Raw genomic sequence first — 16,217 nt, forward strand, 5'->3', positions numbered from 1 at the left:
CCGGCTTGGCGCCCGCACCACCCCGGGCGGACGCCAACCCCGGACTCAACGCGCCTCGAGCAGCTTGCTCAAGGTGTCGGTGGTGCCGGCCACGCGTTCCAGCGACGGGTACTGCAGCCCCCCGTGGTAATCGAGCTTGTAGGTGTCGTAACGGTCGAAGTTCTTCACCAGCAGCTCGATCGGCGCCTTGCCCGTCTTGGCCGCGGTCACCGCATCCTTGATCGCGTCGCCGGAATAGGCCTGGCCGTTGACCGCCACGATCGTCATGCCCGGGGCGATGCCGGCCTGGAACGCCGGGCTGTCCCACAGCACATCGCCCACGCCGCCGTCGCTGCCCACCGACAGGCCCAGCGAATAGGTCAGGTTGGTCGACTTGCTGCGGCCCTCGGCGGCCTTGATCGCGGCGCTGGGCTTGTCGCTGAACACCAGCTTCCAGCCGCTGGCCTCGATGCCGCCGGTCAGCGGCTTGCGGCCATCCAGGCGGTCGCGCAGGAACGTGGCCCAGTCGTAGGCCGCCACGCCGTTGAGCGTGGCCACGACCTCGTCGAAGTCGTACGGCTTGACCTGGTAGCTGCCGTTGTCCATGCCGAAGAAGGCCTTGGCGAAATCGTCGATCGACTTCTTGCCCCGGCTCAGCTCGCGCAGCTTGGCGTCGGCCTCCAGCCACACCATCTGGCCACCGGAGTAGTAGTCCTCGCTCAGCTGGTAGCTGCGATAGGCCTGCGGGCGGCGCATGTTGATGGTTGGATCGTTGGTGGTGTCCTGCAGCGGACGCCAGTCCAGGCCCGGCCGGCCGCGGGCGTAGGTCGCCGCGACGCTGGCCAGAGCGTCCATCGTCTGCTCCTTGGACCACAGGCCCGAGCGCGCGGCCAGCACATAGCCGTAAAACTGGGTCTGCCCCTCGTAGACCCACAGCAGGCTGTCGCCCATGGGCACGTTGAAGTTGGGCGTGGCCAGGTCCGCGCCGCGGCGGAACTTGCCGTTCCAGGAGTGGTTGAACTCGTGCGGCAGCAGATCGCGGCCGCCCCAGGTCTCGTCCCACTTGGTGAAGTAGTCCGGGCTGCCGCTGTTCTCGCTGGAGCGATGGTGCTCCAGGCCGATGCCGCCCATCTGGTTGGTCAGCGCCAGCAGGAAGTCGTAGTGGTCGTAATGGTGCGCGCCGTAGAGCTTGTAGGCCTGCTCGACCAGCGCCTTGTGCTTGGCGATCTGCTCGGGCTTGGCCTCAAGCGACTTGGGCGCATCGGCGAACACGTTGAGCTTGACCGGCGTCTCGCCCTGGCTCAGGTCGAACTGCTTGTAGTACTTGCCGGCGAACAGCGGCGAATCCTGCAGCACGTTCCACGGCAGGGTCTTGAACTGCACCGTGTCGCCGGCCTTGCTGGCGGTCTCAGCGGCGGTGGCGTAGGACCAGCCGGCCGGCAGCTTGACGCTGGCCTGCACCGGGATCTGGCGGCTGTAGTAGCCGGCCGGATACAGCACGGTGAGGTTCCACTGCAGGTTGAGCATGGCCGGGGTCATCACCACGCGGCCCTGGTCGCGGCTCAGCGGCGAGAGGTAGTCGAACTCCACCTGCAGCTCGCTCACGCCCTCGGGAATGTTCACCTTGTAGGCGAACACGTCGTACTGGTCGCGCGTCCAGGCCAGCTTCTGGCCGTTGGCGGTGAACTTCAGCCCGGCGACCTTGGCCACCTGCCCGGTCGGGCTGTGGTTGCCGGGGATCCATTCCGGATACAGCAGGGTCAGCTCGCCCGCCTTCACCGGCAGGGTCTCGCGCACCTTGAAGATGCGCCGGCCCAGATCGGTGGCATCCACGTCCACCCGCAGGGTGCCGGGATACGGGATGTCCTGCGGCGCAGGCGTGCTGGACTGCTGGGCCTGCGCGGCGCCGGCGAGCGCGCACAGGACGGCCAGGGCGACAGGCGAGAAAGCGATCTTCATGGAGTCTCCGGGACGGGGAAGGCCAACGCGGCAACCCTCGATGCTATCCCCTGTCGCCCGCCTGACGTTCCTGCCATTGGTCACGGTCGCCGCGTCGGGGCCCACGAAAAAGGCCGCCCGGAGGCGGCCTGTTCGTGACGCGGCGCGACCCGAAGGCCTTCAGTGCATCATGTTCGCGTTCATGTTGTGCAGCACCCACAGCGAACCGACGATCACGATGCCGATCACCACCACCGTGGAGATGAACACCATGGTGTTGCTGCGCTGGGCCGGGGTCAGGTCCATGTGCAGGAAGTACACCAGGTGCACGACGATCTGCGCCGCCGCGCACAGCGCGGCGATGGCGGCGGTGACGCCGGCGGGGAAGAACCCGCTCATCGCCAGGCCGAACGGAATGACCGTCAGGATCACCGCCCAGACGAAGCCGATCAGGTAGGACTTCACGCTGCCGTGGCCGGCCGCCTCGTGGGCGTGGTCGTGGGAAGAATGGACAGGACCGCTCATCACAGGGCTCCCAGCAGATAGACGACGGTGAACACACCGATCCAGATGATGTCCAGGAAGTGCCAGAACAGGCTCAGGCAGGACAGGCGGGTCATGACCCGCGGCGTCAGGCCCTTGGTCAGGACCTGGATCACCAGCACCGCCATCCACAGGATGCCCGCGGTCACGTGCAGACCGTGGGTGGCCACCAGGGTGAAGAACGCCGACAGGAACGCGCTGCGCCCCGGGCCCGCGCCCTCCTCGATCAGGTGGTGGAACTCATAGAGTTCCATCCCCAGGAAGCCGGCGCCGAACAGGAAGGTGATGAACAGCCAGCCCAGCAGCTGGCCCTTGCTGCCCTTGTGCGCGCCGATCATCGCCAGGCCGAAGGTCAGGCTGGAGAACAGCAGCAGGAAGGTCTCGACAAGGACGAACTTCAGGTCGAACAGCTCCTTGGCCGTGGGGCCATCGACCGTGGCGCCGGACAGGACCGCATAGGTGGCGAACAGGCCTGCGAAGATCAGGCAGTCGCTCATCAGGTAGATCCAGAAGCCGAACACCGAATTGGCGCCGGCATCGTGGTGCCCGTGGTCGTGGGCGTGCGCGTCGTGGTGCGCGTGGCTCATGGTGTTGCTCGCGGACATGTCAGAGGGCCCCCGTCTTGGCGGCACGCAGGCGGTCGAGCCGGTCATAGCGCGCGTTCTCGATGCGCGCCACCTCGGCGGCCGGCACGTAGTAGTCGATGTCGTCGTCGAAGGCACGCACCAGGAAGCTGCCGATCATGCCGACCAGGCCGATGATGGCCATCCACCAGATATGCCAGATCATGCCGAAGCCCAGCAGCACGCTGAAGGCACCCATCCACACGCCGATGGCGGTGTTGCGCGGCATGTGGATGTCCTCGAAGTGGGTCGGACGCTGGTAGGCGGTGCCGGCCTCCTTGTCGCGCCAGTGCTGGTCCAGGCCGTTGACCTTGGGCAGGTGGGCGAAGTTGTAGAACGGCGCCGGCGAGGAGGTGGCCCATTCCAGCGTGCGGCCATCCCACGGATCGCCGGTCAGGTCCGGATTTTCCTTGCGCTTGATGATGCTCCAGACGATCTGGACGATGTTCAGGAAGATGCCGCAGGCGATGATCAGCGCACCGCAGGCGGCCACCATCAGCCACGGGGTCCATTCCGGGTTGTTGTAGCTGTTGAGGCGACGGGTCATGCCCAGGAAGCCCAGCACGTACAGCGGCATGAACGCCACGAAGAAGCCCACGATCCAGCACCAGAACGAGGCCTTGCCCAGCTTGTCGATGAGCTTGAAGCCGAACGCCTTGGGGAACCAGTAGGTCAGGCCGCACAGGCAGCCGAACACCACGCCACCGATGATCACATTGTGGAAGTGCGCGATCAGGAACAGCGAGTTGTGCAGCACGAAGGACACCGCCGGGATCGCCATCATCACGCCGGTCATGCCGCCGATGGTGAAGGTGACCATGAAGCCCACCGTCCAGTACATCATCGAGGTCATCTGCAGACGACCGCGGAACATGGTGAACAGCCAGTTGAAGATCTTCACGCCCGTGGGCACCGCGATGATCATCGTGGTGATGCCGAAGAAGGCGTTGACGTTGGCGCCCGAACCCATCGTGAAGAAGTGGTGCAGCCACACGATGAAGGACAGCAGGCCGATGCAGCTGGTGGCCCACACCATCGAGGTGTAGCCGAACAGCGGCTTGCGCGAGAACGTGGACACCACCTCGGAGAACACGCCGAAGCACGGCAGGATCAGGATGTAGACCTCCGGGTGGCCCCAGATCCAGATCAGGTTGATGTACATCATGGCGTTGCCGCCACCGTCGTTGGTGAAGAAGTGCGTGCCCAGGTAGCGGTCGGCGGTGAGCAGCGCCAGGGAGACGGTGAGGAACGGGAACGCGGCGATCATCAGGATGTTGGTGATCAGCGCGGTCCAGGTGAAGATCGGCATGTGCATCATCTTCATGCCCGGCGCGCGCATCTTGAGGATGGTCACCAGGAAGTTGATGCCGGTCAGCGTCGTGCCCAGGCCCGAGATCTGCAGCGCCCAGATGTAGTAGTCGACCCCGACCCCGGGACTGTATTGCAGCCCCGACAGCGGCGGGAACGCCAGCCAGCCGGTCTGGGCGAACTCGCCCACGAACAGCGACAGCATGATCAGCACCACGCCGGCCACGAACAGCCAGAAGCTCAGCGAGTTCAGGAACGGGAATGCCACGTCGCGCGCGCCGATCTGCAGCGGCACCACCAGGTTCATCAGACCGGTGATGAACGGCATGGCCATGAAGAAGATCATGATCACGCCGTGCGCGGTGAAGATCTGATCGTAGTGGTGCGGGGGCAGGACGCCGGCGGCACCGTCATGGGCGAGCGCCTGCTGGGCACGCATCATGATCGCGTCGGAGAAGCCGCGCAGCAGCATGACCAGCGCCACGAAGATGTACATCACACCGATCTTCTTGTGGTCGACCGAGGTCAGCCACTCGCGCCACAACCAGCCCCACTTCTTGTAGTAGGTCATCAGCGCCAGCACGACCAGCCCGCCCAGCGCGACACCGGCGAAGGTCGCGATCAGGATCGGCTCGTGGTACGGGATCGCCTCGAGCGTCAGTTTGCCGAACAACATTAGTGCGTCTCCTGCGGATTCTGCGTCTCACCCGCCGGCGCCTTGGCGTCGTCGTGGTGCATGTGCTCCATGCCGGGCATGGCGTCCATGGACTGCATGTCGTGGCCGTCGTGCGCGTTGCCCGGCGGCGCCTGGTCGCCCGCGTGGGCTTCGGCCTGCTGCGCGGCCTCGGTGCCCGGCTCGGCCGGGTTGTCCATGCCGAGCATCTTGTGCCCGCCCTTGCCGTGCGAGCCCATCATGTACTTGGCGATGATGCCGTTGAACAGCTCCGGCTTGACCGACGCGTAGTAGATCGGCGCCACGTTCTCGCTGGGCTTGGCCAGCTCGGCGTAGCTGGCATCGTCCAGGGCCTTGCCCGAGGCCCTGGCCTTGGCGATCCAGGCCTCGAAGCCGGCCTGATCGGTGGAGATGGCCTTGAAGTGCATGCCCGAGAAGCCCTGGCCGCTGTAGTGCGAGGACAGGCCGCGCAGATCGCCCTGCTCGTTGGCGATCAGGTGCAGCTTGGTCTCCATGCCCGCCATCGAGTAGATCATCGTCCCCAGCTGGGGGATGAAGAACGCGTTCATCACCGAATCGGAGGTGATGCGGAAGTTGAGCGGGGTCTTCTCCGGGAAGGCCATCTCGTTGACGGCCGCCACGTTCTGCTCCGGATAGATGAACAGCCACTTCCAGTCCAGCGACACCGCCTGGATCGTCACCGGCGTCACGTCCGAATCCAGCGGGCGGTACGGATCCAGCGCATGCGAGGAGCGCCACACCAGCACGCCCAGCACCGTGATGATCACGCAAGGGATGGCCCACACCACGATCTCGATCGGCGTGGAGTGGTGCCACTCGGGCTCGTAGCGGTTCTGCTTGGAGGCCCGGTAGCGGTAGGCGAACACCAGCGCCATCACGATGACCGGCACCACCACCAGCAGCATCAGCACCGTGCAGGTGACGAGCAGGTTGCGCTCATCGATGCCGATCTGCCCCTTCGGGTTCAGGATGGCGGACTGGCACCCGCCGAGAAACAGCACACTTGCCAGCAAGACCCATGGACGCAGCCGTCCAGGAAGCTTCAGCAGGGACATGATCTATCCAGTTGCGAGAAGAAATCGGCTACCTAGACGGACGGCCGGAGGCCGGCCGTCCGCAGCGCAGGCCGCGCGTGGGCTGCCGCACAGGCGCCCGGACGCGGGCAGAGCCTGCGCTAGAACCGCACTATCTTATGCTGCCAAGCAACATCAAGGAATCCCTTGGCCGACGCGATCGCGTCAGTGAGCCGCGATCTCGCCGACCCACCTCGTGTGATCCATGTCCCAAGGCGAATGCGGGCTCGGCGCTGGCTTTCGCGACAGGAGCGATGCCACGCCCGTTGGCGTGTCGCGCTGTCGACACAGCGCACAAGAACGCCAAAAAAGAAAGGCCCCGCCAACGCTGCGGCGGGGCCTTGAGAATGACCTTGGTGCCGGAAACAGGAGTCGAACCTGCGACCTATCGCGCGGGGATGTTCCTCCGGATCACCTCATCCTGCCACTCATAGCCTGTTCAGCCGATCGATGTCTGAGGGAGCGCCGACGCAACTACTCATCGCCTCGCTACCGAACTCGTCGCAAGCTCCCGATCTGCGGCTCTGTAGAAGGGGCAAGGCCCAAGTTTACAGAGCCATTTTCGAAAGCGTTTTTTTGGCCTCTTTCCTTACCCACGCCTTGGGATGGCTTTTTAGTAGCTCCACGCGATCGCGAGCCTGCTCAAAGTTTCCACCATCAGTTTTGCTACCTAGGCAGATATACCGCCCATCCAGATCAGTAAACCGATATGGGTCATTGTTGGCTTAAGAGAGATTGCCACCGTTATAGACGGTGTTGCCGTTTTCCTGTAGCTAATAGGAAGAAGCGTTGCCGACAGCGCTCCACGAAACGGTGTAAGAACCCGTACTGCTCGAGCCCGGAGCACTGACGGCAGGCGCGCCCGATGGCGGCGTCGGTATCGTCAACGCGACCGGCGCGCCTGGATCGGATGCCAATCATGTCGCCGAAAAGAGGGGCTTGTTCAGAGGTTTCTTAGCTAACACTTGCGGGACCGTTACCCGGCAAGGGGCATCACTCACTCATGCACTCTTGCATGAACTTCAAAGCTAACTGCTCGCCCGTCACTATCTAGCAACAGGCGGCCTTCGAAGGTGCCTTGTATCTGAGCATAGGGCTGTCCTCTGTTGGCGTACGCAAGCTCTTCCAATAGCAGGGCAGTTGATCTTCTGTATTGAGGCAAGTCTGAGAATACTGCTGCCAACACGTCAGACCCGTCAGGTTCGTCTACTAGATAGGCGCCATGGCGGGTTGATATCAAGTAAGCGTTAATTTTGATGGAGCGGTTAGAACAAGTCTCTTTTCTCTCCTTGACATCTGATGCGGTTGAGCAAACTTCTTTGCCGGAATCAGCCGTCGCGTATCCCGGGAAAAGCGCGGCAAAAATCAATAGAGCTGTTGCCTTCATTCGCATGCTCCTGGCTCTTCGCAAACTGAATTCGTAGATCAGTCTGCGCCTATGAGTATCGCATCAGAGTTGATCTCGCCACCTGGGTTCAATAGCCCATATGGATTGATCCGCGCGCCCTGATAAAAATTCGCCTCAGCCGTATAAACTCTAATCTCACCAGTGTTGATCTCCTCACGCCTGTATGGATCTAGCCGTCACCACCCTTTCGACTCAGCTGCTGCACGCTCCTCGGGGGTACGCCTGTCCCGCGTCGTGAGGTGGCCAAAGGGGTCGGAACCTAAGCGCTCACTGGTCTTCTCGTCGGTCTCGGTGTCCATAGCAGCAGCCTACGGGCCATCGGCGCACTGCTTCATGAAGGCGCACCTCATCTTCATCTCAGAGAGGGTTGCGGCACGGCTTTTTAGGATGTCCGACTCTTATGCAGGACTCTGCATTTTTCACTTAGGATTACAAAAATTTATTTGCTGCAAGACATCCGCCGAAACTCTGCCAGTCAAAGCCTCGGAGCACGACACACATATCAGCTACCACACCTGATCGCTTATAGATTTCTCTTCTATACTTCGATAATTGCCAAGAATTTGGCGAAAGAAGTAAAAAACTGCCAAACCAAGCCCAGCCCCCCACGCCGAAACAATTCCAATGAATACTAACCACTGCAACACCCTGCTACCTGTCAGCAAAGTCAGTAAAACCCAAAACCGCCAAAGACCAGCGAGAGTAATGCTATAGATACGATCAACCAGAACAGTTTCGGCTTTTTTGTCTTACGATCAAAGAGAGTCTTCATTCCTTACTGCCCTCCCGAAGAGGCGGAGTGACCAAGGTCCATGTATATATTTTTCCACCACCGACCCTAGGTAACTACCCACTCCTGGCTTGAATCCAGCGGAAGCACTCCCCCCACTACTCCACTGTACAGCGCCACCAACGTCCAATGGAGTGCCGGTAGCCGTAACCGCTGTCGCCCGAGCGAAGGCCACATTTGACGTGGAAAATCCTGTTTCCAAGGGGCCGTTCTTCAAACCACCTTGAAAGTTCCCCGACGCAACAGCACCACCGCCTACAGACGGACCATCCCTAAGTTAGCTTGAAGATCAATCTGACCGGAGCTTAAATTCGCTACTACTCCCAAATCACCAAGAACAGTCAGTCCCAAAGGAGCTGTATTTGGCCCAATAGGTGTACCTAGCATGCCAGCTATGCCGACACTTACTACCACGTCATGTTGACTAACATAATTTCTCAGGTCCTGCTTGCCACTTTCGAACGCAGCCTTTCCTTCAGCACCAAGTGCCCTATCGAAAGCAACTGTTTTCTCCGCTACAAAGGTTAGCGCCTCAGCTTTTGCTACTTAAACGATTTTTTTGCAAGGCCCGCAGTGATGCAGAATGCCGTCGCCGGCACCTGCATTATCTACAACAGGCTCACCATTTTCCACAACTGCGCCCCGCATCACGACAGCTGGATGGAGGGGGTGACCAGGCAATTTATGTTGATAATTTGCGCGCGGCTGGCGCTCGCGCTGCATCTCTACGTGCCTATAGTGCCGTGTAGCCGCGCACCGCCAACGAAGTGATGGAAGCACAACAAGGCCCGCAGCGCGGCCTTGTGCTTTCGCTTCACAAGCAAGCTCTATGGCACATCTTCGTAGCTAATGTAAGCGCGCCTATTTTGTGCTCGCCCATCTTCTGTCTCGTTACTGCTAATAGGCCTTGCACTACCCAAACCCTTTGGTGCAGACAACCGAGACTTAGATACACCATGATTGAGCAACCAATCTTGCAAAGCTTGTGCTCTGCGTAGCGACAATTCAGAGCACGACAACCCGGAGCATTCTTCTGAGTCTGTAAATCCTAAAACTCTTAAGGGGACATCCGGCGGCATCCTTTTAAGGAGCGCAAGGTCATTCTCCAACGCTTCTTGATCGCGAGGGCCGGCCACCGCTTCCAGCAACGCCTTGCCAGAAGCTGGCTGGCCAGTCTTGAAGTTGACGCCCCAGAAGTCGCCAGGATCAGCAAAATAACCTTCCTTGCTAACGGTAGCAGTAGATTCAAGATGGGACGAGCTTGCGCAAGCCGAGATCGCGGCCACGGCTAGGCAAACAAAGAACGATCGACCTTTCATCGGCAACTCCCCTCGCTCGAACCCGCGCAGGATGACATGACAGAGAAATTCGCTCTCGCATCAACCGCGTTTTCATTTATGCCATCGCCGGGATTCCAAGGTGCCCAAAGATTATTGGCATTCTGAAGAAAGCCCGTTGCCTTCTGGAAATAGGCCTCGGAGCGATACGCCGCCTGCTCTCTTCCGAATCGTTCCAACTTCGATCCTGGAAAGCCTTCTTGTACAATTCGAACCCCATGATCTCCCTCGTGCAGTGCTCTCATAGCAAGCCCGCTTATCAACCCTGACTCTCCAGGACTCTTTTTCCCGATGGCTGTTAAATCAAACTTGACGGTTCCTTTTCCTTCTCTATTTGTATTGATCAGGCCGTAGTCTCCTTTCAAATCACCAAATGAAACTTTGATGTCTGAATTCCCCTTCTCCCCAAAAAAATTCACAGCTGCGCTGAGCTGACCCCTTTGCCCTTCCGTGAGCTTTGAGCTAGTAGAAGCTGCTTTAGCCGCGTCAATTGCTTTGTCAAAGTTCCCACAATCAGTTTTGCTGCCTGAGCAGACATACCGTCCATCTGGATCAGTAAACCGATATGGGTTATTGCTAGCATACCAGTACCGATTGAAGTTGACGCCGGGCTTCGCGTAAGCAGTAACCGGATCGACGGACAGGAACAGTCCGATCATCGGGTCGTAATAGCGCTGCTGCATGTAGTTCATGCCCGTGGCAGCATCCAGGACATGCCCGGTGTATCCAGGGCCATCTGTGTCGGGTCGGTTGAGTAAATCGCCATATGGGGCGTACTCGCTACGCTCAATCACCTGCTGGCTGGCATTCGTGACCGCGATAGGGCTTCCCAACGCATCGGTGTGGATGTACTCGACCGTCTGAGCGTATGCCGGCACTCCAACGCAGGCACACCACAGCGCGAACATGAACCAGAGCAGCCGATTCGCGCCCCAACGGATCCTTGCGAAACTGCCTGTCGAATTACTATTCATTAATACGGATCCTTGACAGCTCGAATTTGATTCAGAACACCGCAGACCATGCCGAGCACCCGGTCGCATTGCAAGCGCGCACGCGGTACGTGGGATTGTTGGAGGGAGGATTGACCCCAACCTTCACCGTGGACGCAGAGGTGTTCGGACCCGAGTAAGTGATGTAACCCTGAAGCTCATAGCTCGTGGCATTGGGAGCCGCATCCCACCAAGCCGTGTATTGCCAGCGTTTCCCGCCGGTATTAGTCAAATCCTGCTGCGTGTTGACAGGTGTTGGTGGGATCAACGCCACTGTGGTTGACGCGCTAGCGCTCCACGGGCCACACCCGACGTTATTGCATGCTCGAGCCGTGTAAGCGTAAGTGCCGTTGCCGCGCCCACCGATTGCTAGGGCGAGATTGCCACCGCTGTAGACGGTGTTGCTGTTTTCCTGCAGCTCATAGGAAGAAGCGTTGCCGACCGCACTCCACGAAACAGTGTAGGACCCGGTGCTGCTCGAGCCGGGAGCGCTGACAGTGGGCGCACCAGATGGCGGGGTCGGGATCGTCACCGCGACCGGCGCACCGGCGCTCCACGGTCCGCACCCGACGTTGTTGCATGCTCGGGCGGTGTAGGTGTAGTTGCCCGTCCCACGACCACTGATGCCAGCCGACAGGTTGCCCCCGCTGTAGACGGTACTCCCGTTCTCCTGTAGCTCATAGGAAGAAGCGTTGCCGACGGCGCTCCACGAAACGGTGTAAGAGCCTGTACTGCTTGAGCCCGGAGCACTGACGGCAGGCGCGCCCGACGGCGGCGTCGGGATCGTCACCGCCACGGTGGCCCCTGCGCTCCACGGCCCGCACCCGGCGCTATTACAGGCACGGGCGGTGTAGGTGTAGTTGCCCGTGCCACGCCCGCTGACCGAGGTCGATAGCCCGCCCCCGCTGTAAAGGCCGTTGCCGTTCTCTTTCACCTCATACGACGTGGCCGTATTCACCGACGTCCAGGAAATGGAATAGGCACCATTGCTGCTGTTCGCGGGCGCGCTGACGGCAGGAGCGGCCGAGGGCGCGCTGGGCAGCGTCACCGCAACGGTGGCTTCGTTGCTCCAGCCGCCGCAGGTACTGCCGGCGCATGCTTGCACCCGATAACTGTAGACACTGGTGCCCTTGCCGCTGGCGCCGTAGCTTGTGGCACTCCCGCTGTAGACCGTGGTCCATGCCCCGGTGCTACCGACCTTTTCCTGCAGGGTGTAGGTGATGGCGTCGGTGACCGCGGTCCAGCTGACCGTATAAACGCCGGTGCCATTCGAGGCGGGCACGCTGGTGGTCGCGGTGCCCACGCTCTGCACGTTAGTGATCCGCGCCACAAGGCTGCCGCCGAGATAGATGTATTCGTATCGGCGATTCGCGCGCTGGTTCTGCTGATAGCGCAGCACGCCGTCCTGGCCATAGAGCGAGTAGATGTTGCCATTTGAGGCGACCGATAACACGCGGCGCCCGCTGGCGTCGTAACGATAGGACTCCTTGTTCGGGACCGAGCGCAGACGATTACCGTAGTCGAAGGCGTAGGTCTGACCGTTCTTGTTGGCCAGGTTGCCTTGCGCGTCGTAGCCCAACCCGATCACCGCGCTGCCGCTTCCGGCGTTGCTGACCGTTTCCAGCTGCTGCCTGGCGTTGTACGCATAGACGTAGTTGGACACCGCCCCGACCTTGAAGGTCTTGAGGTTGTCCAGTGCGTCATAGGTGAACGCAGCCTGGTTGTCGCCGCCGAACATCACCGATTGGGTGGTGGCCAGGCGATCCAGTCCGTCGTAGGTCATGCTGCGGGTCTGGCGGCCGTCCACGTAGTCGGTGACCGCGCTGACGTTGCCGTTCGGGTCGAAACCGTAGGCCATGTCGATGACGGCGCCGCCGCCCGTGTCGGTGCTGCGCGCCGGCATCTGGCGAGCGTTCTGCGCCATGGTGTGGACCACACCATTGCCGTACGTGAACTGCTTGATCGCCCCGTTGGGGTAGTACGACACGCCCGTGGCGTAGGACCCCGCCTGCGTCGGCTGGCCCAGCGCGTTGGGGGCGTAGGACAGGGTCAGCCCGGAGGGATAGGTCTGGGTGGCAAGGTTGCCGTTGGCATCGTATCCGTACCCGATAGATAGCGCCGCGGCCTGGCCCGCCTGCGCCATACCTTCGCCGATGAGCTGGCGACGCGCGTTGTAGGTGTAGGTGTTGATGACACTTTCCGCCCCGCTTCCGGCATTGGCGGTGGTGACTTGGTAAGGCTTACCGTCCGGTGTATATGTCCAGGTCTGATTACCCCGTCCGTCCGGAAAACTCAACGTACTGAGCCGATTCCGAGCGTCGTAGGTACGCCCGACTTTTCGAGCGGAGACAGCCGTGCCGCTACCATCATCACAAGCCTGCGTCGCGGCCAAACCCGCGGCGGTCCAAGCCACGTTTCCAGCCAAGTCATAGCCGACCAGGGTTGCGCCGCTTTCCGGTTCCACGCTGCGACAAAGTTGCTGATAGCCGTTATAGATATAGCTGCGAGTGACGCTGACCGTATTTGAAACATCTCGCCGGGTAATTGCGGTGGGCTTGCCAAAGTCATCACGATTGATCTCAGTGATAGTGCCCTCGGCAGCCTCTATCTTTATAGGAAGATCGTAGCTCGGCTGATCGTAAGCCTTGAATGAGGTGATCTTCACTCCGCCGCGCGGATCGGTAGTGCGCGTCTTGAAACCGCTCAAGTATGCAGTGGTGGCCACCTGGACACTTGGCGTCAGTTCGGTGTCCTGACCTACCGACGTCTCACGTCCCAACGCATCATAAGAAGTCCAGGAGCCAGTGGCCAAGCTATCTGTCGTCCCCGGATAAGAGGCAAAGGTGGTCCTGCCTTCGTGATCGTATGCGAATCGCCGGAAACGCTTGGTGGCAGTCTCATTCCCATTGTCGTATTCCCGGGTCACGATCGGACGCCACAAGCTGTCGTAGTAAGCTACCTTCCGCGCGTTACCAGTCGAAACGGTCTGTCGCCAATGACCGGCCGCCAGTCCGAACTCGGCCATGCCAATCGGTTCAAACACCTGTGTCGTGGGATTCGCTGGTGCACCATCGCTTGGGTAACTGGTCGAGGCCAATCGCCCCGCCCCATCATAAGTAAAGATGTACTGGTAGCCGATTTCATCGGTATGACTGGTAATCCAGCCAGCGTCACTGACGACCGCCGAGCGTCCATTTCCATCAGCGTACCCGACACTTTGCGGGATACCGCGCTTCCAGTTGGAGTAAGTTGTCGTGCGATTATTCGGGTCGGTCACCGTGGAAAGCATTCCACCCGTCCCGTATCCATAGATGCCCGTCAGTCGGCCGAACGCATATGTCTTGGTCAACTGGCCCAGATTGTTGTACTCGCCAGCAGCGACAACCAGTCCGTTCCCCAGATTGGTGACCGAAGCTGGCTGGTCCATCACCCAGATGGAAGGAAGATCCGAATAGATCGTTTTCTCCGTCACAGCAGCGGAAGGGCCACTGCGAGTTACCTGCGAAGGCCGTGCCATCGCATCGAAGGTCGTGGACCACGAAAAAGTGACGCCGTCTTGTTGAATAACCCTTTGTTTGACAGGGTGGTGGCGGCTCGCATAGCCACCGTCGCCTCGAGGCTGGATACTGAAGCCGATGCTTGTCGGATACGGCCCTTCGTCTGGCGCGCCATAGGCCACTGTTTCCGTACGAAGCGCCGCAGTGCCGGATATCGCAGTCTGCGTGGACAGCAGCTGTCCTTCATCGACCTGCCACCGATTGCCATAGACATGCTTGTCCACACTTCCGTCAGGATTGGTGACAGTTGCTGTCCGGACCGATGGTGTCGATGAAGTGCACTTGGGAGCACCGCTGGCGTTGGCCTGTACAGTCGCCGGATCCCAGCAGCCTGCCGTTCCATCGTAGCTGTATGTCCAGTTGTATCCCGCGCTTGGCAAGCCTGGTCCGTTGATACTCTTGGACACCAAGGCCATGACGAACGACTCTTTGGGATAGTACGCACTCGTCGGCGCACCATCCACGTAGAAGCACTCACGCGGCACCCACGTGCGCGACATGCGTACTGCCTGTAGTCCGAACGTGACCACCGCACCACTGGGATGCGTGACGCTTCCGGTGGAAGTTCCACCGCCGTTCGTATTATCGCATTGCCCATTCTGCCCAGGCGTTCTGGAGACCAGGGATTGGAGATTGAACTTCCAGCTACTCTGATCGGGCAGAGTAACCTGACTCAGCGATATGGAAGAGGTATAGGTATAGGTCCATGTTCGCCCTGCACTGCTCGCCGACTGTATCTGATAGCCCGCACTGTCAACGTAGGTAAAGCTTATGGAACGACCATCACTGCTGGTGATGGACTGCAACTGGTTGGGATTGGAAGAATTCCAGTTGTAGGTGACAGAGTTGCCGAATCTATCCGTTACCTGAGTGGGATAAATAATGTACTCATCTCGATACAAAATATACCCATTGATAGCCTGCGGAGTCACTCCGGTTGCCAGCCTGGCAGAAGCGGCCTGCGGAGCCGGCAATGATTTCTTCAGGGCCGAATGGGCACGGGTGACCATGTGGTCAAACCTGTAGTGCGTGCCATCCCGGGTCACGACCTCGAACCCCTCACCCACGGAAGGGTTACTGCCAACGGCGAGGTTGGCGACGCAAGATACCGCCGAACCATCCGCCAAGGTCAAAGGATATGCGCGACCATCGGTCGGCATGGCGCTGGAGGGGTAACTTAAAAGTTCCTGGTCTCCTTTCCCGGGCAGGTAGACGAAAGTCCCCTGCCAGTACTCGGTTGCTGAAAAATCGCCCCCCTGCTGACCGACAGCATCCAAAGGAGCTTCATAGCTGGAACAACGCTTGCCATATACGGACGGAACACCGAACGCCCACTTGCTCCCCTGCGGAAACACTCCGTGAATACTGGGAATGGAGAGATCCCAGTCCCCGAAGAATCCCCGAAACCGTCGACTCCCTGACCCGCGCTCAGCCGGCGGGTAAGTTCGACCGCCAAGCCTGAATTCCCAGGCACTGAAACATCTGTCTGAGTTAGACCGAGCGAACCGCTGTAGAGATTGACCTCGTCACCCACCAGACCAGTGTTTAAGCCCTTTACCTGCGAGGTGGCTGTCACCAGCTTGCCGAACTCTTCAGGGACCGTGACGGTCTGGGCATCGGCTCGCGCCATGACCGCCAGCGCTATCACCCTAGGTAGGAAAGAAAACAACGCTCGAGCGCAACACGACCTGAGGCCGGCACTTTGATTCGCACGCATCGACATCCCCTGTGCTAGGGGCTGCAGCCCCATACCGCTTGTTCCCTAGCAGTTCGAGCCATTAGCCGGCAAAGATGTCAGCCTTGTCAAGTGCGGCCCTCGAAAGTAATGCCGCGGGAGGAGGGGCCATTGAGGCAACTGAGGCCCGTCTGTGAACTACCCCCCCCGGCGCACGCAGTTGTTCATGGCAAGCAGTATGGCCTGCGTCAGTTAGTAGAAGTGGGCATCGGGGGCGGGGGCAGACCGGCGAGCCTGCGT

At 60.3% G+C, this 16,217-nt stretch carries 8 protein-coding genes; all 8 read right to left on the reverse strand.

What is annotated here, in order from left to right; genetic code table 11:
• Positions 1-45: 45 nt before the first annotated feature.
• The 8 genes from LAJ50_RS13205 to LAJ50_RS13245 all read right to left on the reverse strand — a co-directional run bounded on the left by LAJ50_RS13205 (position 46) and on the right by LAJ50_RS13245 (position 15,519).
• Positions 46-1,938: a M61 family metallopeptidase gene (locus LAJ50_RS13205; RefSeq protein ID WP_130549647.1), complete on the reverse strand. Its 1,893-nt coding sequence runs from the start codon at positions 1,936-1,938 to the stop codon at positions 46-48.
• 159 nt (positions 1,939-2,097) lie between these two features.
• Positions 2,098-2,442, reverse strand: coding sequence for a cytochrome o ubiquinol oxidase subunit IV (gene cyoD, locus LAJ50_RS13210; protein ID WP_130549648.1), 345 nt, complete (start codon positions 2,440-2,442; stop codon positions 2,098-2,100).
• The gene (gene cyoC / locus LAJ50_RS13215) at positions 2,442-3,065 is read right to left on the reverse strand and encodes a cytochrome o ubiquinol oxidase subunit III (protein ID WP_130519064.1); all 624 of its coding nucleotides are present in this window, start codon (positions 3,063-3,065) and stop codon (positions 2,442-2,444) included. Before cyoC ends, cyoD begins: the two co-directional genes overlap by 1 nt.
• Position 3,066: 1 nt before the next feature.
• A complete protein-coding gene (cyoB, locus tag LAJ50_RS13220) occupies positions 3,067-5,064 on the reverse strand; it encodes a cytochrome o ubiquinol oxidase subunit I (RefSeq protein ID WP_130550318.1) in 1,998 nt (665 codons plus the stop codon).
• Positions 5,065-5,066: 2 nt separating this feature from the next.
• On the reverse strand, positions 5,067-6,140 hold the full coding sequence (gene cyoA / locus LAJ50_RS13225) for a ubiquinol oxidase subunit II (RefSeq protein WP_130549649.1): 1,074 nt from the start codon (positions 6,138-6,140) through the stop codon (positions 5,067-5,069).
• Between the two features lie 1,015 nt (positions 6,141-7,155).
• Positions 7,156-7,545 carry a hypothetical protein gene (locus LAJ50_RS13230; RefSeq protein WP_130549650.1) on the reverse strand — a complete coding sequence of 130 codons (390 nt, stop codon included), beginning with the start codon at positions 7,543-7,545 and terminating at the stop codon, positions 7,156-7,158.
• 2,126 nt (positions 7,546-9,671) lie between these two features.
• Entirely contained in the window at positions 9,672-10,601 is a 930-nt protein-coding gene (locus LAJ50_RS13240; RefSeq protein WP_224096586.1) for an RHS repeat-associated core domain-containing protein, read from the reverse strand.
• A 97-nt stretch (positions 10,602-10,698) separates the two neighbouring features.
• Complete coding sequence (locus LAJ50_RS13245; protein WP_138651895.1) at positions 10,699-15,519, reverse strand: RHS repeat protein; 4,821 nt, start codon at positions 15,517-15,519, stop codon at positions 10,699-10,701.
• Positions 15,520-16,217 lie beyond the last annotated feature (698 nt).

This window comes from Pseudoxanthomonas sp. X-1, from assembly GCF_020042665.1.
Classification (GTDB): domain Bacteria; phylum Pseudomonadota; class Gammaproteobacteria; order Xanthomonadales; family Xanthomonadaceae; genus Pseudoxanthomonas_A; species Pseudoxanthomonas_A spadix_A.